The 23,761-nt window shown below is 37.7% G+C and carries 19 protein-coding genes; all 19 read right to left on the bottom strand.

What is annotated here, in order from left to right; all coding sequences use genetic code 11:
- Complete coding sequence (locus ACE01N_RS10255; protein ID WP_380588064.1) at positions 1–996, bottom strand: radical SAM protein; 996 nt, start codon at positions 994–996, stop codon at positions 1–3.
- 192 nt (positions 997–1,188) lie between these two features.
- Positions 1,189–1,941 carry a hypothetical protein gene (locus ACE01N_RS10250; protein ID WP_380588061.1) on the bottom strand — a complete coding sequence of 251 codons (753 nt, stop codon included), beginning with the start codon at positions 1,939–1,941 and terminating at the stop codon, positions 1,189–1,191.
- Between the two features lie 152 nt (positions 1,942–2,093).
- The gene (locus ACE01N_RS10245) at positions 2,094–2,429 is read right to left on the bottom strand and encodes a hypothetical protein (protein ID WP_380588058.1); all 336 of its coding nucleotides are present in this window, start codon (positions 2,427–2,429) and stop codon (positions 2,094–2,096) included.
- Positions 2,430–2,440: 11 nt separating this feature from the next.
- Positions 2,441–2,821, bottom strand: coding sequence for a hypothetical protein (locus ACE01N_RS10240; RefSeq protein ID WP_380588055.1), 381 nt, complete (start codon positions 2,819–2,821; stop codon positions 2,441–2,443).
- 745 nt (positions 2,822–3,566) lie between these two features.
- Positions 3,567–4,268 (bottom strand): LytR/AlgR family response regulator transcription factor, encoded by a 702-nt coding sequence (locus tag ACE01N_RS10235; RefSeq protein ID WP_380588052.1) that lies wholly within the window; start codon positions 4,266–4,268, stop codon positions 3,567–3,569.
- Positions 4,258–5,265 carry a sensor histidine kinase gene (locus ACE01N_RS10230; protein ID WP_380588049.1) on the bottom strand — a complete coding sequence of 336 codons (1,008 nt, stop codon included), beginning with the start codon at positions 5,263–5,265 and terminating at the stop codon, positions 4,258–4,260. Before ACE01N_RS10230 ends, ACE01N_RS10235 begins: the two co-directional genes overlap by 11 nt.
- Before the next feature lie 169 nt (positions 5,266–5,434).
- Positions 5,435–6,286 carry an MBL fold metallo-hydrolase gene (locus tag ACE01N_RS10225; RefSeq protein WP_380588046.1) on the bottom strand — a complete coding sequence of 284 codons (852 nt, stop codon included), beginning with the start codon at positions 6,284–6,286 and terminating at the stop codon, positions 5,435–5,437.
- A gap of 87 nt (positions 6,287–6,373) precedes the next feature.
- Positions 6,374–6,970 (bottom strand): peptide deformylase, encoded by a 597-nt coding sequence (gene def, locus ACE01N_RS10220; RefSeq protein ID WP_380588043.1) that lies wholly within the window; start codon positions 6,968–6,970, stop codon positions 6,374–6,376.
- A gap of 67 nt (positions 6,971–7,037) precedes the next feature.
- On the bottom strand, positions 7,038–7,604 hold the full coding sequence (locus ACE01N_RS10215) for a Crp/Fnr family transcriptional regulator (protein ID WP_375729712.1): 567 nt from the start codon (positions 7,602–7,604) through the stop codon (positions 7,038–7,040).
- Between the two features lie 178 nt (positions 7,605–7,782).
- The gene (abc-f, locus tag ACE01N_RS10210; RefSeq protein ID WP_380588038.1) at positions 7,783–9,369 is read right to left on the bottom strand and encodes a ribosomal protection-like ABC-F family protein; all 1,587 of its coding nucleotides are present in this window, start codon (positions 9,367–9,369) and stop codon (positions 7,783–7,785) included.
- 344 nt (positions 9,370–9,713) lie between these two features.
- Positions 9,714–10,781: a ribosome small subunit-dependent GTPase A gene (rsgA, locus tag ACE01N_RS10205; RefSeq protein ID WP_380588035.1), complete on the bottom strand. Its 1,068-nt coding sequence runs from the start codon at positions 10,779–10,781 to the stop codon at positions 9,714–9,716.
- 179 nt (positions 10,782–10,960) lie between these two features.
- Positions 10,961–11,731 carry a class I SAM-dependent methyltransferase gene (locus ACE01N_RS10200; RefSeq protein WP_380588032.1) on the bottom strand — a complete coding sequence of 257 codons (771 nt, stop codon included), beginning with the start codon at positions 11,729–11,731 and terminating at the stop codon, positions 10,961–10,963.
- A 453-nt stretch (positions 11,732–12,184) separates the two neighbouring features.
- The gene (locus ACE01N_RS10195) at positions 12,185–12,493 is read right to left on the bottom strand and encodes a hypothetical protein (protein ID WP_380588029.1); all 309 of its coding nucleotides are present in this window, start codon (positions 12,491–12,493) and stop codon (positions 12,185–12,187) included.
- Positions 12,494–12,668: 175 nt separating this feature from the next.
- The gene (locus ACE01N_RS10190) at positions 12,669–14,474 is read right to left on the bottom strand and encodes a T9SS type A sorting domain-containing protein (protein ID WP_380588026.1); all 1,806 of its coding nucleotides are present in this window, start codon (positions 14,472–14,474) and stop codon (positions 12,669–12,671) included.
- A gap of 1,133 nt (positions 14,475–15,607) precedes the next feature.
- Positions 15,608–17,749 carry a TIM-barrel domain-containing protein gene (locus ACE01N_RS10185; protein WP_380588023.1) on the bottom strand — a complete coding sequence of 714 codons (2,142 nt, stop codon included), beginning with the start codon at positions 17,747–17,749 and terminating at the stop codon, positions 15,608–15,610.
- Between the two features lie 15 nt (positions 17,750–17,764).
- Positions 17,765–19,231 (bottom strand): alpha-amylase family glycosyl hydrolase, encoded by a 1,467-nt coding sequence (locus ACE01N_RS10180; RefSeq protein ID WP_380588020.1) that lies wholly within the window; start codon positions 19,229–19,231, stop codon positions 17,765–17,767.
- Between the two features lie 39 nt (positions 19,232–19,270).
- Complete coding sequence (locus ACE01N_RS10175) at positions 19,271–19,621, bottom strand: four helix bundle protein (protein WP_380588017.1); 351 nt, start codon at positions 19,619–19,621, stop codon at positions 19,271–19,273.
- A gap of 74 nt (positions 19,622–19,695) precedes the next feature.
- Complete coding sequence (gene treF / locus ACE01N_RS10170) at positions 19,696–21,219, bottom strand: alpha,alpha-trehalase TreF (RefSeq protein WP_380588014.1); 1,524 nt, start codon at positions 21,217–21,219, stop codon at positions 19,696–19,698.
- Positions 21,220–21,593: 374 nt separating this feature from the next.
- A complete protein-coding gene (locus tag ACE01N_RS10165; RefSeq protein WP_380588011.1) occupies positions 21,594–23,636 on the bottom strand; it encodes a M13 family metallopeptidase in 2,043 nt (680 codons plus the stop codon).
- Positions 23,637–23,761: the final 125 nt, after the last annotated feature.

Below are 23,761 nucleotides of genomic sequence, written 5' to 3'. Positions count from 1 at the left end.
CTAAGAAAAATTAGAAGATTCTTTTAATATATTGGCAAGAGATTTATAATCTCTTTCAATTACTACTTTCTTTATATCAATCGAATTAAATCCGTTTGAGAAAGTTCTATGACATTTTTGAAGTTTAGTTCCATTAATATAAGAAGCATACGTACCTTGGCAATAGTCTCCACATTTCATTGATTTACAATTTTCTGTAGCCTTTTTGATTTGGCATGGTATTATTATTTGAAAACCATCTTTATCAACCATTCTTATTTGTCCGTCAACATTAATTTGATGCCATTGACAATCTGTCGTAAATGCCTTTGTTATTGGATTTACATCAGTGACTAATTTGTCAAATATATATGCATTATTATTAGTCTTATGAAGCTTAAAATAACCTAATGATTTTGCTCCATAGCTTTTTGTTAAGTTAATTAAATTTAGCAGCTCTTTGTAATTATCTAAACCACCTTTATATACCGGAACTGCTAATCTTACATCGATATTATGTTTGCTAGCTTCTGAAATCCCTTCTAAAACTTCATCAATTTTTATTTTACTTTTAGTATAAGTTTCATAACCTATATCTGAGTTGGCTGCAATTGATATATCAATATTTTGAAGGCCAGCCTCAGATAATAAAAGAGCTTTTTCTTTTAGCAATGTTCCGTTTGAACAAATCCAGAATGATTCTATTTCATTTTTCTTTTTAAATTTTGTAGCCGATTTAATAAATTCAAAAAGAAATTTATTATCAAGCATTAATGGTTCACCACCTGTAAGCATTACTCGTTTATAAGTTTTTGTTTCTATAGCTACTTTTAAAATGAAAAGATAATCTTTAATGCTAAAATGATGATTTAGATTCTCTTTTTGTGTTGATTTCCAACAACAAAACATACAATTCAAATTACATTCTTCCGAAACATTAATTCTAAGAAGTCTTGAAGGTGTTTCAGATATTGGTATTGTTTCCAACAGTGAATATTCATAAAAAGTTTCTATCATTATGTTTATAAGTTATTGAACAATTATAGCAGAGAGTCTTTTGCATGAAGCATAACGGTTGGTACATGTTGTCGTTGCGAATTTCGGAGCGCGTTCCTTTCCGCCAGTTGGCGGACGCAACTGCGAAACGAGAATCCAGCGAACAACACACCACGAACCCAGCAATACAATTTGTTATAAGCAGGTTTTTATTCATTTTAATATTTCAGAGTCTATAAAACTATTTATAATATATTTTGACGTTTCAATATCTTGAATTATTGGTATTCGATAAGAATTATCCTCTTTAATAACAAATCCACTCCAAGTGTCTAATATTTTATTCTTGTCAGGGAAAAAATTAATCAGAAATCCTCCCGCAATAAAAGAGAAAAAATACGAATTGAATTTATCAACTTCAATGGGATTCATCAAAATTTGATTGCTAATTCTATTGTTTAGAAAAAAGATTACAATTTCGAACTCGTCAATGAGATTCCGATTTCGCGACTCGATGATTTCTTTTATTGTTTTTTCTGTGTCATTTAGTTTAACAATTGAAAATTCAGGTCTATTTGAAATGCTTGCTCTCCAGAGGATGGAAGCGATAAATGTTTTAAATAAAAAATAGTCGTCAAGTTCAAATTCTATAAATTGTAATTTTTGTTCTATTGCATTTTCTAAAGTTTCTTTGTTTAATAAAACCGTGAAAATTTTCTTCCCATAATCGTCGTACTCCTTAATTGTCACGGAGTCACAATCCTTACAAAGAATTGTTGTGTCATATATTCCAGTTGGCAGTCCTTTTTTATTGAATTTTAAATTCCCGTTTGTATTTGTAAATCCATGAATTCTTCCTTGTCCTTTTTTGTCTGGGATATAAAGGTCAATGTCTCGATATAAAAACTCCGGTATTATATGAGCTTTTATCAATTTTTTATCCTTATTACAAAGTTTGCACGTCATTTTTTAACTTGCTTATAACGGACAAGTATATGCAAATGTGGGCGATTGCGGGCTTCAAACTTATCAAACCGTAAAAATTTAAAGCGGGCTACAACCCTTGGATTTACTACTATCTCGCCCATTTTGTATATACAGTGTTGCTAGTATGTGCTTTATTCATAGTATGCAAATAATCCTTCTTTGCTTTTTAAAATGCTTAAAATTTCCTCATCGCGATATGGATAGCCTTTTGAATAATCCTCCATTAAACTCATTCCAACTCTAATTCTGTTAATTTTATATTCTTCCTTTGTATCAGATGATGAAGATGGTTGTGGAATCGGTAACTTAAAGCAATTATTCTCCTTTAAAACAAAAGTATCTTCAAGCTCTATTGAATATTGAGCATTTTCATTAAGCATGTATTCTCCTGTTGGAGTTAAAATCGCAGGGTCTTCGCACTGATTTAAAATTTGTTGAAAATGTTTAACAACCGAGTAAATATTCATAATTATTATTTTTAATCAAATAGTAAATAAAATTTGTATCCGACATATTCTTTTTCTGTTGGCAATGTTATCCATTCAAGCATTCCATCAGCAGGAGGAGTAAATCCAATTCCTTTAAGAAACTTTATTTCTTTTTTCCCGAGACGTGCTTTTGAACCATCATGAGTTGTCCCGTCAATATTTATAGCATACAATTGATTGTTTCCTTGGAAAACATGGATATGGTCTTGTGTCTTGGTATTTGTATTCTCTGAATCAAATCTGTAGGTCAAATTTGTTTTAGGAATTTTTTTATATCGTTCCCATTCAAGAATTAATCCGTGTTCAGCAAATTCAGGAACGAATTTCTTTTCAAATACGATTGAGTCAATTTGATATTCTTCAATTTCCATATCAGCCAATTTATCAGTTATTTCGTTCAGTTTTTGTTCAAAAAGAAACTGTTTGAAGGTTAAAAATGTTTCGAGGCATTAATGTTTTCATACTGAATATTGAATTTCTCCATATATTCTAACAACTCTTTTATTGCATTTTCAATTTTATCACTTTACATATATCGTAGGTCTTTTTTAGCATTACTGCCAACCGTTGTATAAATCACATGTGTATTTATATCTCTTGTAAGTGATTTTTGTTAAGTGATTTTCTTATAGTACTTTAATGGTAATGTGTGATTGATTTGGTAATTTATTTTTTGCATGACTCATCGGTTTAATGATGGGTTTTAGTCAGAGCGTTTGCTTAATGCAAAAGGGGCTTTTCAGATTCAGCATTAAAAATAATAAAAATCCCGGAGCTTTAAATACATGCGGTTATTTATTTCATTGAATAAGATGGAGATGAGGTAATTGTATGGGTGTGGATTGATATCCACACCAACACCTGTTTTAAGTGCAGATGGATATCTGCACAACAACTTTGAATAAAGTAGCGGATCTTCAGGTGTCTTTTTCTTTGTTCTTATTTCTGCTCACCTGAATAGAAAGGCCAATACCTACAACTAGAATAATACCCAAAGCCAGATAGATGATCAATGAAAAAATACTGCCCATAGTTATTTATCATAAATTATACCGGCTAAGTTAGTAATTTGGATTGATAACGGGAAGCATAATGCTCTGTGTTTGATAACCGATTTTAAATCAATAATTTTCTTTCCTTTAAGATGCCATAAAATGCGTCTTTGTAACTGTCAGAAATCGGAATTAAATCGTTACCAATACGTATTCTGTTCCGCTCAATATGTTCAATTTTCGAAATTGAAACGATATAGGAATAATGAACTCTTTGGAAATCGGCATCCGGTAATATCTCCAGTAAATTACGGAATGTCTGCAAGGTCATTATTTTTTTATCAGTGGTATGAATCTGCAAATAATCTTTCATACCCCGGATATAGAGGATGTCTTTAATTTCAATTTTCTCGATCCGATATTCTGTTTTTACAAAAATGTATTCATTTGAATTTTTACCTGCTGCTTCACTTAACTGATGATAAACCTTATCCACTGACTTTAAAAAGCGCTCAAATGAGAATGGTTTTAAAAGATAGTCTGCCACGTCTAATTCATATCCTTTTAGGGCAAACTCATCATAGGCCGAAGTGATGATTACTTTGGGTTTGCTCTGGAGAGCTTCCAGAAATTGTATGCCGGAAAGCTTTTTCATCCTGATATCAAGGAAAATCAAATGGACATCATTTTGCTTCAGATATCCGATGGCATCAACGGCATTATCAAATCCTTCCAGTAAATTCAGATAGTCAACCTGCTCTATAAATTCCTTAATTTTCTTTAGAGCCAATGGTTCATCTTCTATAGCAATACAGTTAATTTTCATTGAGTTCTATTTCCAGCTTAACCTTAAAAACTGAATTGTCAGTATTGATTGTTAACTGATGTTTGGTTTTATAGATCAAATCTAAGCGTTTTTTTACGGTTTCTAAGCCTATCCCGTGAACTTTATCTTTGTCTGTGTCGGAATGGTCAAACCGGTTCTCACAAACAAAAATCAGCGTTTTGTTTTCCAGACTCATATCAATCGTTATCCCATTCTCAGTACCTGAATCAACGGAATGTTTAAAGGCGTTTTCAACAAACGGAATCAAAATCATGGGCGCTATTTTTAGTCCGTCAGCATTGATATTTATCCTGTAATTCAGAAACTTTTCCGTCTTAAGTCTTAATTGTTCCAAAGCCAGATAATTTTCTAAATGGTTCAATTCTTTCTGTAATTCAACAAAATCTGATTTGGCATCTTTTAGCATGTATCGCATAATGTCCGAAAGCTTCACCAACGATTTCGAAGCCTTGTCTTGATTGTCATATATTAAAGTGTCTATATTATGCAATGTATTGAACAAGAAATGAGGATTGATTTGAGAACGAAGTAAAGCGAAATTGCTCTCAAAATTTTTACGTTCAAGTTCTGTTTTTAATCTGTTTTTCTTGAACCAATCTGTGAAAAATTGAAATAAGCCACCCAAAAAACCAAATAACAGTATAACCACTAAAGTCATCAAGGCGTCCATATACTTATATGAATTATTTTCTCCCCAAATTACATGTCCAATGAAAAAAGGTGCGATTAACAAAAGTGGATAGATTAGGAATTTTACATTTTTTATGATCAGCTTAGTGTAAAAGAAAAAAATATAAAATGGAACCGAAAGTATTCCAACAGTAAGTGCAGCACTTGTATATGCCTCCCAGTTAGTGAGTGGGTTAAAATCTTCGGAAGGCAATAACATTGGAATCAAGTTCGTAATTGTAAAGATTAGAAACCAAATCATTAACCAAAATCCAATGTGCGATAAAATAATAACTGACTTTTTCATTTTTCTAAATTTAAGCAATACATGGGTTCAAAAGTCAGAAATTATAAATTGTTTTAAGAATACAATATATTCCTTCACGTATTTTATCGACACATTCAATTATTCAGTCTATGCTTTGGTTTGCAGTAATCCTCGCAGTAGTACACAAATCGCCGTATTGTTTTTATGATTAATCATTTAAGAAAGCATCGGTGTATCCGTTTATAAATGCAATATTCCCAACTTTGTAAATATTTTTTGTTGAGCCGTAAAAGTCTGTTTGTTTAACAGTTTTATGTGAAATGCTGTCCGATCTGAAATCTGTGAGTGTCTGTTTAAGCTCAATCAGTTTGTTATAGGTTACCTGAGGTTTTCCATGCGCACCATAAAGTTTAAAATTATCGTTGCTGTTTGACAGGATGAGATCAAGGCTACGTAGATAACTTTCCATGTCATCTATAAGAAGCAATCCGTTATAGATCAGATCACCGGCAAAGATATATTTGTTAGCTTTATCAATAACAGTTATTGAATTGGGTGAATGTCCCGGAGTGTGCAGGATTTGAATTTCGCGATTTCCCAAATTCAAATCCTTTTGTGTGTCAATAAGGGAAATTGTTTTTATCAAAACAGAATCCTGATATAATGTTTCCCGTTTTGTCAGGTATAAAGAAGTATCTGTAAGTTGATCCTTATTTGGGACTTGATCACTAAGGATTGCAATTCTGTCAAAGTCATTTCTACATCCGATATGATCAAAATGAAAATGTGATAAAATCAATGTAACCGGCTTGTTTGTCAGTTTTGAAACGGTTTTATATATCGATTCGTTTTTATTTTCTCCTGAACCGGCATCGATAAGAAATGCTTTGTTGTCGCCTGTAATTAAAAAGCAGGAATTTTTCTGAGAACTATTCGGCTCTGAAATTATGAAGGTATTCTTATCAATTTTTTCAATGGTATACCAGGTATTCGTATGATTTACACAGTTATTAAAAGAGATTATAATAACAGTGAATAATATGGTCTTCAATGCCTTCATTGTTTGTGAGTTAGGTGGACTGTTGCGGATTTTAAGCGGGTTGTGAACCTTAATTTTATACTTTACCTGCCATTACTTATACACGTGTTAGTGTCTGGCATTTTTTACAAATTTTATTGGATATTTCGTTTTAACCTGTCCTTTTATTATCCTTTTTAGTTTTGCGTTCATTAGCCTCTTTCTTAATGGTTTCAGATGGTCAATATACAAAATCCCTTCGGTATGGTCATATTCATGTTGGACTATTCTGGCAGTTGTTCCACTATATGTTCGTATTTGTTTTTCAAAATATGGATTATCATACTCTATCGTAATTGTCCAGGGCCTTTTTACCGGTTGGGATAAGTCCGGGATGCTTAAACAACCTTCTTCATCTTCCCAACAGTGACCGGAATGTTTAACTATTTTAGCATTAATAAATGTTTCTGTTATTCCCTTATCATCGTTCCTATAATATGCTTTCCTGTCGGATTCTTCAATATTGTCATAAGTCGATTTGCTATCTACTATAAAAAGCCTGATTGGTTGCCCGATTTGGGGTGCAGCAAGCCCACATCCGTTAGCTTTTTGCATTGTTTTCCACATATCACTAATTAGTTTGTTAAGATTTGGATAATCCGGATCAATATTTTCACATTTTTCTTTTAGTATTTTATGCCCTAGGGACAAAATTGGTAATCTCATGTTTTATAATTCTTTAGTTTATCCGGTAAAATTCTAAAGAACCTATCAAACATTCAATGAACCCATGTTAACTAATTTGCCTTCGAATCCGGCTCAGTCCTTGTGGTGTAATCCCAATGTACGAAGCGATGTATTTCATCGGTATAAATTTTAAGATATCTGGTCGTTCGCTAAACAATCGCAGGTATCTTTCTTTGGCATTATATTTTAGTAATGATAATTCACGCTTGCTTTTTTCTAAAAATAATCTTTCAGAGGCAAAACGTCCTAAATAATTTCCCGCTTTAGTTTGTGTATAGACTTTCTGTAAATCGGCGTAAGAAATCTGCCAGACGATTGTTTCAGTTAAGGCCTGCAATTCATATTCTGAAGGAGTCTGAGTCAGAAAGGAATCATAAGCACAAGTAAATTCTCTGTTAAAGCTGAAATTAAAAGTCAAATCAGTTTCATCATCCGGAATATAAAATCTCACAATGCCTGATTCGATGAAAGATAAAAATTTTTCTGTCTCACCTTGTTGGGTAATTATTTCGTTCTTATCAAAGACTTTTCTGCTAAAATGAGCAGCAATGAATTCCCATTCTGCTTCTTTAAGTTTTATAATTTTTTCGTAATATTCTCTTAAATATCCCATATGTAGTGTCGTTTTTTGCTTGTTGCTAGTGGATAAGTATATAAAATGTTTGGCATTTTAAGTGAGTTTCTGTCAAACTGCTACCCAGATTATCAATGTACCAGTCTCAAAGATAGGACTTTCCTTCCGGAATCTTTTATATACAATTTAGCTGCAATATTTCATTTCATGGTCTATGTTATAGTTCTATAGTTTGTTCTGCGTTTAATTGTTCCAGGAAGTATTCATCGTGTGAAATGACAATCAGGGTACCTCTGTATTCATTTATGGCTGTTGTCAGGATTTCAATGTTTTGAATATCCAGGTTATTGGTAGGCTCGTCCAATACCATAATGTCCGGAGATTGGTTTTTAATGTTTAAACAGCAAATCATTAAGCGCATTCTTTCTCCACCGCTTAACGCACTGCAAGGTTTATCCCAGTCATTTTGGGGAAACAAAAACCGGTTGAGCCTGATTTTAATCTCGTGTTCCTGCAAAGATGATAGGTTGAAACGTTGAGCCTGCGTGTAAACATTTAGTGTATTGTCGATCAATGAAAAGTCCTGGTCAATGTAAACCGATCTGGCACTTGCCCTGTAAATAGCTCCTGTTTGTGGTTCTAACTCACCTAAAATTAGTTTTATCAAAGTTGTTTTTCCCGAACCATTCAAGCCTTTCAATGCATAACGCTCTCCACTTCTGATTTGAAAGTTTAAATTTTCACTCCAGAGTGGTTCCGTGCTGTAACTGAAATTAATATTTGTGGCAGTAAACATTATTTTGCCCTGATGTAATGCTGAATTGTCAAAATCGAATTTCATTTTATCAATATCGGGTTGAGATGAACGCAGCACCTGCAATTCCCGTGAAATACCGCCAATTTTGTCAGCGTGTACACTTTTTATTTTTGAAGTGCTGTTTTCTGAATCGTTTTTCATCTTATTCATCATTACTTTGGGCGTTCCTGCTTTTGCATGTTTCTTTTTCCCCCGATTGTCCAGTTTTTGCTGCCGTTCCAACGTTTCCTGCTCTTTTTTCCGTGCTTTTCGCAAGGCTTTTTCTTTACTTTGAATATCCTGGGCTAATGCATTGTTTTCTATTTGTTTTTGAAGCGCATAAAATTCATAATTCCCGCCATAAACTGATATGCCATGTTTGCCCAATTCGCAAACTGTATTTAAAAGGTTCAACAATTTTCTGTCGTGGCTGACAATAACCAAAGAGCTCTTTGTAGATTCAATATAACGGTACAAAAGTGTCCTGCCCGAAATATCCAGATGATTACTGGGTTCGTCCAGTAGGACCAGTCCGGACTGGTGAATAAAAATTCCGGCAAGTAAAACTTTCATTTTTTGCCCGCCGCTTAGCGTCCCCATTTTTTGAGATAAATCCAAATTGCTGATTTGCCAATAGTCCATTGCCTCTTTGCACCGTTCCTCTATTGACCAGTCATCATTGAGGAGCGCATAATTTTTGTCTGATACTTTTCCTTCCAATATTTCTTTCAGGGCTTTGAGTTTGGCTTCAACCTGCAATGATTGTGCAACAGTCTGATCGTTGTACTGACCAAAAATCTGAGGAATATAGTAGGGCCTGGCATCAACTATTATTTGCCCTTCATGTGGTGATAGCTGATTTGCTATTAGTTTCAACAAAGTTGATTTCCCAATACCATTATTGCCAATCAGGGCTATTTTTTGGTGATCGCTTACGGTAAGATTTATAGTTTCAAACAGTAAGTCTTTATTCGGATGTTTATATGAAACGTTCTGTAGAGATAACATAATTTCTTTCGTTATATAAATGAAAATTTCACAGCAAAATAGCTTACTGTGCTTTTTATCTATTTTATGAAAGTGATTATATGCTCATCTCTGCTTACTATTTAATTTTTGATAGTGCAAATGTATAAAATTCCTTGTTTTTCTAATATAACATCTAAGGGTTACTTGTATGTGGACGGGCGGTCTTTTCAACAGTAATCCAGTCAGCCCGCTAAGCAGTTGATTAAATGCTATTCGGTTCAAATATAGCATAATCCGCGCAATGTTTTTTACCGCGTGTTAGTGGTTCGGTGTTTGTTGTTACATATATCTTTCTCATTTTAGTCGTGTTTTTAATTTCGGGTTCAGAACTTATTTTTCTTCATATCTTTTTTATAGTTCTTAATCACTTTCCCAAACGCTTTATCCTTTTTTCGTCTATCTTCAATTGTTGATTCAAAATGTGTTTTTTCCCGCCTCATTTTCAGATAGTTTTCATAAGATTTTTTGTCAATTTCTCCTTTTTCAACTGCTTCGATTACAGAACAACCGATTTCATCTGTATGTGTGCAATCTTTAAATTTGCAATTTAGCGAAAGACCGATAATTTTATCAAAAGTAGTTTCTAATCCGCCCGAAGTATCAGCAATTGCTACTTCTCTCATTCCCGGATTGTCAATAAGAATACCTCCGCTCTCAAGTATTATTAATTCCCTGTGGCTTGTTGTGTGTCTTCCTTTATTTGTACTTAAGCTAATAGAATCTGTTCTCATTAAAGTTTTCCCGGAAAGATTGTTCAATAAAGTTGACTTTCCTACTCCGGAAGAACCAAGCATACAATAGGTATTACCACTTTTAACAGTTCTTTTAAGTGCTTCGTATCCATATTGAGTTTCGTTACTAATTGCAAAAACTACACTATTTTTTATTCGTTGTTTAATACTGTCTGTAATTTCAGTAAGCTTTTGTTCATTTATTAAATCCGTTTTAGTCAATACAATAATTGGTTTTACATTAGACGAATAACAAATTGTCAAGTATCTTTCAAGTCTGTTGATATTAAAATCTCTGTCAACTGCCTGAATAATAAATGCGTAGTCAATATTTGTTGCAATAATTTGAATTTCTCCGAATTGTCCAACGGCTTGCCTTGTAATCATTGATAATCTCGGTAGTGTTTTATGAATTACCGAAAATGCACCATCATATGTTGTCAATGCAACCCAATCGCCAACAGCCGGAAAATCTAAACGGCTTTTTGCTGAAAACCTTAAATTTCCTGTTATTTCGGCTTCATATTCACCGCTTTCGGTTAGTACAATATATCTTTCCTTATGTTCTGCAATGACTCTTCCTATATCAAAGTTATCCAGTTTTTGTTCTTTCCTTAATTCTTCAAGTTTGTCATTATATCCTAAATCTTCTAATCTCATTTTAATTTCTATTTAGTAGAATGTTTTTGTCCTTAAAATGCTATATATAGTTTTGTCGGGTAGCATTTTTCAACTGTCATTTATTATAATATAGCGAATAAACCTTTCGTGTGTAAACTCACACACGAAAGGAATTTTAAGTAAATCAACCGTAATTTTACGGCTGGTTTCATCTTCGTTTAAATCTTTTTCCCAATATAAAACATATAACCGTAATATGCTTTGTATTTGTAATACAACTCTGCTTCGTATTGCTGAGAGGCTACAAATTCTTCTACGGTTTTGTTGCCGTTATATTTTTTTAGAAAAGATTCACGTCTCAATATTTGCGAAGAATAATAATCTGTCCAAATTTTCTCGGGCAGGATATAAGTGGCAACCGGAAGATAACCTGCTTTTTGCATTTGAGCAACTTTATTCGGGATGGTATCAATTTCAGGATAAATTTCCTGCCAAAAATTTTGAATTTCAGCAGGTCGTTCTTCAGTAAACCAGGTATTTTCTGTTACTGCGATATATCCGCCTTGTTTCAAAAATTTTCTCCATTCCTTTAATCCTTTTTCAAATCCCATATGATAAATTGCACCTTCTGACCAAATCAAATCAAATTCCTCTTCCTTAAATGGGAGGTTCTCCATATTCCCAACAATGCCTTTCACTTTATCCTGAAGATTTTTATTTTGGGCATTTTGGTTGAATTGATCAATAAAACCGTGCCAGGCATCAATACCAATAATTTCACACGGTGTGTGTGCTCCTAATACCATTGTTTGGCCACCTGTTCCACAACCAATATCAGCAATTTTGGACTTTTCGGTAAGACCGTCTATAAAACCTAATGCTTTAAGCGTTTCTTCGGGACTTCCAGGTCCTTGTCTTTCTGTTTTTGAAAAATATTCATAAATAATATTCAAGTCAAATTCGTGAATTGTCTTTTTTTCGTTATTCATTTTTTATACTTTGATGCATACACGTAAAGCATTACAATGCTTTCACAATTGTACACAGATTTAAAAATTAAATTATTACAATAGAAAAATGATCTCGAAAAGAATTATCCGAGAACAAACGAAGATACAATCTATACAAAAAGCACAGATTGTTTACAGAACAATATCCGAATTAAAAATAAACATCCAATTTTTTAAGATGGGTACAAATGTATAAAAAAAAGCAATATGGAAATAACCGTGTACAATTTCTCTCAAATCTATTCTTATTCAGTCATTGTGAAGTTCCTCGCTTTGCCTGCCGGGAATCTTCCTGATTGATTTTTCACAATGACCGCTAAAGGTGAGCATAAGAATAGTAGCTGACTGCGTTGCACTTTCCTGTCAAACCGAGATGAAATAGATGCGGGTGACAAACATACAATTATGCACAAAACCGGCTATGACATATTATTATTTTATAAATATTGATTCTATGTCATTTTTATTTTCGTTGTTCAAAATTCCGTCAATAAAATTGTACATCAAGTCAAGGTGCTTTACATACAGAGAAAGCCTGTTTTTGAGTATTTCTTTATCGGTTTGTTGAACTTCATTGCCTAAAAAATATCTCAAATAAAAAAATGACAAGTATGCATTATGCTCAAATTCAGTTTTTGTGCTAGCATATAAAATTTGTGGAGCTTTTACGTTTTCCAAAAAGTTAAAAGGCTTTTCTTTGCCCGTTGCTGCACAAAATAGAATTGGGAAAGGATAGCTCACTTTTTCAATAATAATTTTTTGATAGACCTCAGGCCACAGTTCCGGGCTGTTATGTCCAAGGCAGCCCTCTTTTTACTACACTTCGTAAGAAAGCGAAGCCTTTTGGATATTAAAATAATTGTTTGCAGTAAGCCTGTGTATAAGCTAAACAGAAGAATAGAGTTTTATAACACAATTACCTGTTAATAACAAATTTATATATTTTATATTCCCCAAATGAATCATGCAGTTCAATAAAATAAATACCGGGATTTAATTTCTCTAAGTTCAGAGTGGTCCACTTGCTATTAATGAATCCCGAGGTTTGAATTTTCCCATGTAAATTTAGGACTGCGTAACTATATGAGCCAAGTCTGGAAGTCTGTACTGTAATCTGATTAGAAGTAGGATTAGGATAAATTTCTATATAGTCATTAATCTCACAAACACTCATTTGAGTTTGAGTTGCAATAGCTTCAAAGCAACCGATATCCACCTGATTCATTCCGTCGTTGTCCCCATCAACTACTCGGTAATTGCCTGCTAAATCTGTTAAAATGGTGGTATAAGAACTATTGCCTGCATCAATACAAGGGCTGTTATATGATAAGTTAAAATTCAGATTTTCCATATCAGCAAAACCAGGCTCAACTTGCATATTTTGATAAGCATCAACTGAGTCTTTATTTTGATTTACGGTTACATTCCAGCCAATATATGGGTGGCAATTGCTGAAATTTCTGTTACTATTTCTATAAAAGATGCAATTAGAAATACTTGGATTACTTGGATATTCTACATCATTCATTATTCCATAATTGCCAGTGTTGTAGGCTACAATACTATTAGTTATCAAAGGGTCGGAATCAACAATTAAAAATATTCCACCTCCTTTAACGGAATGATTTTTTACTAGAGTCGAATTGTTAATTACCGGACTGGATTTGTAACTATATATTGCCCCACCACAACAACCAGCTGAGTTATTATATATTAAAAGGTTTTCAAGAATTGCATTTGAATTATACTGTAGGTTAAAAGCACCTCCTCCAGAAGAGGATGAGTTATCGTGAAATTCGGAATTATATACCTGTATCTGGCAATTGTTTTCACAAGCAATTGAACCACCCGATATAGCTGAGTTGTTGTAAAATAAAGAATTTTCAATAACCGGATTTGATTTTTCCAGTAGCCCAATCGCTCCACCACTTGATGCATAATTATTCCTAAATATACACATAAATATGTATGGACTTGCATTTTCACAGTAGATCCCTCCACCTTTCCTCTGAACAGAAGTATTATTCTCAATTATTAAATTCAGCAACGCAGGACTAGTCTGCAAGCAATATATTCCTCCTCCGCTACCCTTATCACCAAAAACATTCATATACCCATTCCGTATAGTTAGTCCATTCACAACACAATTTAAACCTTCCTGATTTTTAATTACTATTACTCTTCCAGAATTACTACCATCTATTATGGTTTGTGAAATGTAACTTGTATCATTAGTGTTAATAAATTTGGACCCTAGAGTGATATTTTTCCCATTCATGTTAATATTTTCCTTATAAACACCAGGCATGACAAGAACTGTATCTCCCTGATTAGATTGATTTATTGCTTCCTGAATTGTGTTAATTATTTCAGGAACAATAATACAAGATTGCCTAAGATATAATGTGTCATTTGGCAATACTATGTCTGAGTATATTGCTTGATTGTAATAACTTTTGCTGAAATAGCCATTGTTAGAATAAACGATTTTATAAATTCCGTTTTCAATTGATATTCTGAATTGTCCACTTTCATCTGTAGCGGTTTTATACTCCAGAAAAGAAGGGGCAACTCTGGTGAAGCTGATTTCTATGTTTTTATTATCAGATGTGTCTTGCAGTTTAATCAGCCCACTAACAGTAATGGCTTGGGCAAGGATTATGCAATTTGAGATGAATAAAACAAATATCGTGATTGTTGCTCTAAAAATATATGTTTTCATAGGTAATGCGTTTATGGTTTGTATTAATATTTCCCTCCAAATGGCAAATAATGTTGATCAATTATAACAAAGTCAGGTAGTTCAATTGATAAAAGTAGATAATTGAATCGACTTTTGCAAATTGTGAATTTGGAATGCAGGAGATCGGTTAAGTATGACGAGACGAATCGAGTATGATGTACTGGTAGGTTCGGATTTCAAGTTAATGAGAGGATCAATATTTTTTTTGAATCACCCCAGACCACAGTTCCGGGCTGTTATGTCCAGGACAGCCCTCTTTGTCAAAGTGTTCCACCTCGTGACAACGAGGGACCGTTTGGACCAGCAAAATTGATTCAATCGCGTCCCAACAAAAGCCACATGTCCGATCACCCTCCCTGGAACCGATTGAAAATCGGGATTAGGGAGGACCGCTAATACAAAACTTACAGGTTTGATTTATCCTGGGAGGGTCATGAAATACTAATTTCAACATTCTACAAAACGCCGACAAAAACGTTCTTCAATTTTTCAACTGTTGTGCGCGGCTTCGGATTTACATGACTTATACACCCATGGCTTCGCCATGGGCTGAATTGCGATTTGCCTTTCAGGCAAAATATTTCCTGCACTCTAATGAAAACCACATGTCCGATCACCCTCCCTGGGACCGATTGAAAATCGGGATTAGGGAGGGCAGTAAATACAAAACTTACAGGTTTGATTTATCCAGGGAGGGTCATGAAATATTAATTTCAACATCCTACCAAAAGCCGACAAAAACGTTCTTCAATTTTTCAACTGCTGTGCGCGGCTTCGGATTTACATGACTTATAAACCCATTGCTGCGCCATGGGCTGAATTGCGATTTGCCTTTCAGGCAAAATATTTTCTGCACTCCAATGAAAACCACATGTCAGATCACCTTCCCTGGTACTGATCGAAGCATCAGTATTAGGGAGGGCAGTAAATACAAAACTTACAGGTTTGAAAGATACCAGGGAGGGTCAGTAAAATATATTTGACTCACCCTGGTCCATAGTTCCGGGCTGTTATGTCCAGGACAGCCCTCTGCTTTGTAACAAGCGAGGACAAACAGGTACGGATGGATATCCGCACCTGTTAAGATTTTAGTATGTGTTTATAAGAAAGGCTTAATTTATCTTTACATCAATGGATTTCTTTTTACTCCAGTCAGAGTATACCATGCCGTTGTCGGTGGTCACACCAACCCGGAACACCCGTTTTTTAAATTTCATATCACCTTTCTGGCGGGTTACTGTTACGGTCATGGTTCCCGGTACTGTGGCGCTGGCTTCAAATACATCGCAGGCAAATTCCCCTTTCCGGTAACCGTATCCGTCACCGGCATCACTGTAAAGACGCCCGGTAGCCGTCATGTTATCATCAGGGCACACAAATAATGTAATAGAGTCGTTGGAAAAATAAGCTGTGGATTGCACCACCTGTCCCAGGGGCAGAATAGCGCCGCCGCGTAGTTTTAAATCGGGCTGATAACTGTCCGTTTCAGAATTTTCACCAACCAGCGAAATGGTTTTCCAGATGCCTCCTGGTAGTTTGGGATGATCAGCCCATTTAGGCACAATCAGCAGATCGGATCCCAGCATAAATGCCTGCTGTTCATTCCGGATGTTTTTATCAGTCGGATCAGCAAAAAACACAGGACGCATTACCGGCATGCCGTTTTCTGATGACTGGTGAAACAACGTGTATAAATAAGGCAACAAGCGGTATCGTCGTTCAATGGCTGTTCGTGCCACGTCTTCTATCTCTTTGCCAAATACCCAGGGCTCCTGGTTTTTACTGTCCTCTGTAGTATGTGCCCGTGAAAACGGATAAAAGGCACCAATAGCAATCCAGTGTCCCCACAGTTCAGGTGTGGCATTTCCGGCAAAACCACCTATGTCCGGCCCGTTAAATGGTTGTCCCGATAATCCGAGATTAATACTCATTGGAATTGACATTTTCAGGTGATCCCAGCGTGCAGCATTATCACCGGTCCAGGTGGCAGCATAGCGTTGGCCGCCTATAAAATTGGACCGGGTAAGTATAAATGGCCGCTTGTCAGGGTTGGCTGCTTCAATGCCTTCGCGTGATGCTTTTACCATCATCATGCCATATACGTTATGATAGCGCAGATGCACATCTTCGGGGAGTTTTTTACCACCTTTATGAATGTTATCCACCGGCATGGTCCAGTCGGGTCCGTCAAAAACAGCCGGTTCATTCATGTCGTTCCATACGCCATCAATCCCGTTTGCCATGTAGTCCTTGTACAGCGCCGACCACCAGGCTTGCGTCTTTTCCTGTGTAAAGTCGGGAAATACACACGGGCCCGGCCATACATTTCCCACATAATTTTTGTTGTCTTTCGTTTTGACCCAAACATCTTTCTCTGTACCGGAATCATATACACTGTAACCATCTTCTTTGGCTACTCCCGGATCGATCATCCAAACAGATTTATAGCCTTTATGATGCAGATATGCATTAGTCTCCTGCGGATTGGGAAACCGTTCCGGTGAAAAGGTGAATATTTTATAAGCTTCCATATAATGGATGTCCATCCAGATCACATCACACGGAATCTGTTTGAGCCGGAATGTATCAGCAATTTCCTTTACCCTGCTGTCAGGATAGTAGGACCAGCGGCACTGTTGATAGCCAAGGCTCCAGAGTGGAGGCATTTCAATGGTTCCGATCAGGCCTGCCAGTTTTTGCATCACGTCCTGTGGCGACTTGCCTTTTATCACAAACACCCTAAAGGCAGGGCCTGCAGAAGAAAACAGGATTTCCTTTCCCAGCGATAACTCCATCTGCCAGGTATTGTCAGCCAGAACACCAAATGCCGAACCATCTTCATTAACCCCAAGCACCCATGGATGTGACTGGTATAAGCGTACACCATTGTCGCGTTCATACATAAAGTTATCAGTATTCCACATGCGACGTGTGGTTCCGTTACGCACCAGGTTTCCGGTCTGCTCACCGGTAGCATACAGGTCGGTGTTTGGTGCAATCTTTATCATGGCCATCGATTTTCCGAACGCCTTACTGAAAGCCACATTCATATCCCAGTCAGTTGGTAGTTCTCCCTGCATTTCCGGTTCTTCCGTCAGTGCAAACGAAGGCAGGTTCTCTTCCGGATTGAAATTTTCAGGATAGAATACTGCAATATTTTCATCCACGAGTCCGGTTGTGAACTGAGCCGATACGGTTACCGGAATCAGGATCAATATAGATGCTAAAAGTTTTATGAATCTGCTGTTTTGCATGTGCATATGTTTAAGTTATCTGTTGCTGTATACCAGGTAATCCCATGGTTTAAGGTCGAGTTTCATACCTTCGGACAGTGAGAGACTGATGTTGTTAAAGATATCGGTATACGTTCCTTCAAAACCTTTACCCTGAAGTGTTCCCTTTTGAGGTTTCGATGACAGATTGATAATGACTACTACTTTATCACCGTTTTTCTCGCGGATGAAGGCATAGATGTTTTCATCGTTACCTGTTGGGATTTTTACCAGTTTACCGCCGTTTTTACCGTTCCATAAAGCCTGGTTGCGGTGTTTCAGATCGAACAGTTTTTTGTAAAATCCTGCATATTTATAATGATCCCATGGTACGGTGTCTTTGGAGAAAAAGGCCAGTCGCTTGTCCATGGCTGATTCCTGACCGGTATAAACCAGCGGCATTCCGTTGAAGGTTGCTGTCAGCACGGCGAATGCCAGATGGCCTTTGCCCATGCGTTCGAACTCTGTTCCGGCCCACGCATTTTCATCGTGGTTAGAGGTGAACTGCATGTGGTATCCTTTGTGATACAGACGTGCTTTTTTTGCCAGCAATGAATCAATATCTATGGCTGTTTTCTTATCAGCTTTCTGTGCTGATCCTTCCACCAGGTTCCCCTGTACAAGCCTGGCTGCGTCGCTGCGGTTGGCACCCTGGTATTTGGCAATGTCATTCAACAGGTGATGCATTTCCCATGCATAATCCATCATGAATGAACCGTCATTAAGTAATTCGGGATTTTCAGCTTCGGCCAGCATAAAGACCGGTTCAATGGCATATAACGAATCGGTACACTGCTCCCAGAAGTCCACCGGAACACCATGTGCCACATCTACCCTGAAGCCGTCAATGCCGATGTCGGTGATCCAGAATTTCATGGCATCGATCATGCCAATCCGCATATCCGGATTATCGTAATTCAGGTCGGCTACGTCGGTCCATCCCCAGGATTTTCCGGTGTTGTAGTCGATGGGATCAGTAATATTCCCTAACGAATCTTTGGTGTACCAGTCGGGATGTTCGGTAATCCAGGGGTTATCCCATCCGGTATGGTTCGGTACCCAGTCGATGATACAGTGCATGCCCAGCGCGTGAATGGAGTCGAGCATGGTTTTGAAATCGTTCATGGTGCCAAAACGCGGATTGACTTTGTAGTAATCGCCAACGGCATACGGACTGCCCAATTCGCCTTTCCGGTTCTTTTTGCTTACAGGATGGATCGGCATAAGCCAGAGGATGTCTACACCCATTTCTTTCAATCGTGGCAGGTGAGTTATGAAGGCATTAAATGTTCCTTCAGGCGTGTATTGCCTCGTATTGACCTCGTAAATGGTGGCGTTTTTATGCCATTCAGGAACGCGGGGTTTCTCCCATGAGCTTTGATCCTGACTTTGTTTGGCTCCGTTACAGGCTCCCGTCAACAGGATGATAAGCAGTAAGCCGAGGAGGTTAAACTGTTTTTTCATATAAAATAAAGTATTAAGTTGTAAGTATTAAGTAGTAAGTCATGTTTTGAGCGATTTAATCAGTCCTCTTATAATTTTGGATATTTCATCACCCTGAATAATTAATTTATCTTTTTCTTCTTCTGTGATGTAACGTAGTCTGTGAGAGAGGTAAAGCATTGATTTGACTTCACTGCATGAACCAATGGAAAAATGAAGAAAACGGATAAAATCAGTATTGGTTCTTCTTTCAAATCCTTCAGCGATATTATTGGAAACGGAAACAGCCGCTCTGCATATTTGGTCTTTAAAACCGTAATCCTTAAGTAAACCGAAAATCTGATAGATCACCACAGCATAATCCTGCGCTTTTTGCCATGCAATAATATCTTCAAATCGTGTTATTTTCATTTGCATTTTTTAAGTCTAACACTTTCTACTATCTACTTATTACTTACAACTATCCACTTATTACTTACCACTAACTACTTATTACTATTTATCTCTTCTCTCATCTTCAGAAATACCCCGTTTGTCCAGCCAAAGCCATCCTGGTTGTTGTATTCTCCACCACCTCCTGGACGATTGGGATGTACCACATCGTATTTTTCGGTCATTTTTCCGGTTTCAAAGTACACCTTCATATTCAGGTTGAGCCATCTTTCTGCGATTGCATTTGCCAGAGTGTTGAGACCATAATTTTTCATGGCCACGTAGCCAATCCATTGTAAGGGTGCCCAGCCGTTGGGGTAGTCCCATTGCTGTCCACGATGTTCAGTTAATGTAGTGACCAATCCACCGTTTTGCAGAAATTCATTCCGGATGTAGCCTGCAGCACCCTGTGCCTGTTCCGGTGTCGCAATATTAAAGAACAAAGGAAATAATCCAGCCAGGGTTTCCTGTTCTGACAGTTGTTTCTCCTTAAAGTTATAATCAAAAAAATAGGCTTTTTTCTTATTCCAGAATACCTTTTGAATTAATGCTTTCCGCTGTTCTGCCAATGCTGCATATGCTTCTGATTTCCCGTCAGCGTTTTTGAGCCTGTATGCCTTTGATAAGGTCATTTCCATGTGATAGATCAGGCAGTTAAGGTCTACCGGAAGGTATTGTGTGGTTATGATCTGTTCCAGATGTTCCCCGTCTCTGAACCAGCGTGTGGAGAAGTCCCATCCTGATTCTGCAGCAGAACGGATGTCTCTGAAGATGGATGAATCGCGGCCTGATGCTTCGAATGTTTTCACATCATGCAGATATGATTCCGGGCGTGGTGTGTTTAATTCGTCGTAATAGCGGTTAAGAATCTTGCCGCGCTTATATTTCACGATTTTATTGCCCGACATCCAGTACACATATTCTTTTTCTATCTCGGGCAGAAACCGGATTAGTATGGTTGAATCGTATTTGGTTTCAGCCAGCAGTTCCACCATCAATGAAAAAAACGGCGGCTGCGACCGGCTCAGGTAGTAGGTCCGGTTTCCGTTGGGAATATGTCCGTACGTATCAATGAGCCATGCAAAATCACTGACCATGTGTTCCATCAGATCGCTTCGCCCGCTGACCTGCAGGCCCAGCATGGTAAAATAGCTGTCCCAGTAATACATCTCAGTAAACCTGCCTCCGGGGACCACGTAGGGTTCCGGTAACGCAATGCGGGATGAATTGGGGTTTTGTGGCTCGGGCTGCCTTGTCAGCGTGTTCCACAACATGGTGATGTGCCGGATCATGGCTGCTGTATCGGCCTGAATGGTATCGAAATATGTGCCCACAAAATGCCTCAGATTGAATCCGGGTTGATCTTTTTGATTGTGGTAGAGGATCAGAATAGAATCAGGATCCGTTTTAGCGGGGCAATCGGCAAAGCGTTTCTGGTCGTGAAAAATCTGTTGGGTCTGAACCGCTTTAAACAGCTCACCATATTTTTGAACAGGATCAACCTGACTGCTTACCGGCCATGCAGTTAGCAAGGTCACAAAGATTATGAGTGTTATGGTTAATCCTTTGCCGTTCATAGATGTTTAACGGATGATATCTTTAGTTAAACTGTTGTTTTTTTGGGGTGTTCGTAAACTATCAAATTTATGAAATTATACCGAACATGAGGAACCCTGAATAAGACAAAACTATGGTTCTTTACGGGGAAATCACAGGAATAACGATGAAAATACGTCAAAAACCATTGGAATCGTTTCCGCAAACGTTTTCTGAAAATATACCAGGACTTTTGCCCCTACAGGGCAAAGAATCTTTAGACGCTTTAATAACGCAGGGATTCACCCTGAGTTAAAACATAATGTAAATCCTTTGCCCTGAAGGGGCAGTAGAACACCTGTCAAACAAAAAAAAGCCGGCATAAGCCGGCTTTATATTTTAGGATCATGGAGTTTTACCAGATTTTTGCCCGCATATCCAAAGGAATATACATGGAATCTGCCTCCTGAATATTAAATGCATTTACAAAAGCCTGAAGGTTTGGCAACGGACCGTTAACCCGGTGTTCACCAAGTGAGTGAACATCTGTTTTTACCCTTCTGAGTTTTTCAGCTTCCCTGATGTTTTGTGCCCATATTCTGGCATAGGAAAGGAAAAACCGTTGTTTGGCTGTGAAACCATCAATTTCTTCCGGTTCTGCTTTGCCTTTCAGTGTATTTTCAAAAGCCTGGAATGCAATATTCAAACCACCCAGGTCGGCAATGTTTTCACCCATGGTCAGCTCACCATTGGCATGAATGGTATCCTGAACAATAAATGAGTCGTAACGCTCTGCCAGAACTTTTGTCCGCTTAGCAAATTTTTCAGCATCGGCTGGCTGCCACCAGTCATTCAGGTTGCCTGCTTTGTCAAACTGACGTCCCTGATCATCGAAGCCGTGGGTCATTTCGTGCCCGATAACTACACCGATGGCTCCGTAATTTACGGCATCGTCGCCATTCAGATAGAAGAACGGTGGCTGCAGAATAGCTGCTGGAAACACAATCTCATTGGCCGATGGATTATAGTACGCATTCACTGTTTGCGGTGTCATGTGCCATTCGTCTTTGTCAACTGGCTTCCCAATTTTATCAGCCGTATATTTAAAATCCAGCTCATTGGAACGGATGGCATTCTCCACATAACTGTCTTTAGTGACCTTAAGGCCGGAGTAATCTCTCCATTTGTTGGGATAACCAATTTTTACGTGGATCGCAGCCAGTTTATCCTTTGCTGCAGCTTTTGTACTGTCACTCATCCAGTCCAGCTGATCGATACGTTCCCCAAAGGCTATGCGCAGGTTTTCAACCAGTTTTTCCATGCGTTTTTTGGCTTCCGGCGGGAAGTACTGTGCTACAAAAAGCTGACCGATAGCTTCACCCAGCGCGCCACTTGTGGCACCCGAAACACGTTTCCAGCGTGGTTCCTGTTCCGGCATACCAGACAATGTTTTACCGTAGAATTCGAAGCTGGCATCTACATAGGCTTTCGGCAGATACCTGGAAATGTTTCTGAGGAAATGAAATGTCAGATAGTCCTTCCAGGTGTTCAGGTGTTCAGCCCCCAGCATTTTACTCATCTCTGCCAGGTAGTGAGGCTGCGACACATTGATCTCTTTTGGTTCAGCCACACCCATTGCTGTGAAAAGATTATCCCATTCCATGGCGGGATATTCGGCTTTTAATCCGGCATAATCTACTTTGTTATAGGTTGCCTGCGGATCGCGGTTCTGCAGCCTGGTATTACTGATCTCTGCCAGTTTGTTTTCCAGTGCGAAAATCTCATCTGCCTTTTGTTCAGCTACCTTTTCGCTGCTGCCTTTCAGCATCCAGATTTCACGGATATAGTTTTTATATGCTGCCCGGATTTTATCAGCGTGTTCTCCTTTATCTGTATAATAGTCGCGATCCGGCATTCCCAGTCCGTGCTGACTTATTTCGGCGATCATCATGTCGCTGTTTTTAGAATCCGGACTGCCGTAAAAATAAAACAGCGGATAGATCTGAAGTTCCTGCAATTTTCCGATCGCATTGACCAGGTCATCTTTGCTGCTGATGTTCTGAATCATATCAAGGTAAGGCTGAACCGGTTTTAATCCTGCTGCTTCAATGGCTGCAGTATCCATACCCGATGCAAAAAAGTCGCCAATCTGTTGTGCGATGGTACCTTCTTTGGCCTGCTCTTTAGCAGCACCTTCAATAATGCCTTTAACCCGTTCCCTGTTTTCTTCGGCCAGCATGTCGAATGCACCGTAGCGGCTTTTGTCATCCGGTAAAGGATTGTTGGCCATCCAGCCGCCGTTGGCGTACATGTAAAAATTCTGACCCGGAGTGTAGGACAAATCCATATCCTCCGCCGTAAAATGTGGTTTTTCACCCATGTTTTTATCACCTCCGTTTTGGCATCCACCCAAAATGAGGGCTGTCAGGATGCCTGTCGTGAATAACTTATGTTTCATTATCTCTGTGTGTTTGGTTGTTTTTCAAAAAAGAAGGAACAAAAATAATACTTTTTGTTTGTGGAACTTTATCACAGAAGTTAAAAACAATAAACGGAAGGTTTATTAGGCTTTAGATCCGGATC

It is taken from the genome of Quyinboa ferrireducens (assembly GCF_042436675.1).
GTDB lineage: Bacteria > Bacteroidota > Bacteroidia > Bacteroidales > UBA5342 > JBHJHP01.
The sequence above is the reverse complement of the archived record's forward strand: the minus strand, read 5'-3'. Positions and strand labels throughout refer to the sequence as shown.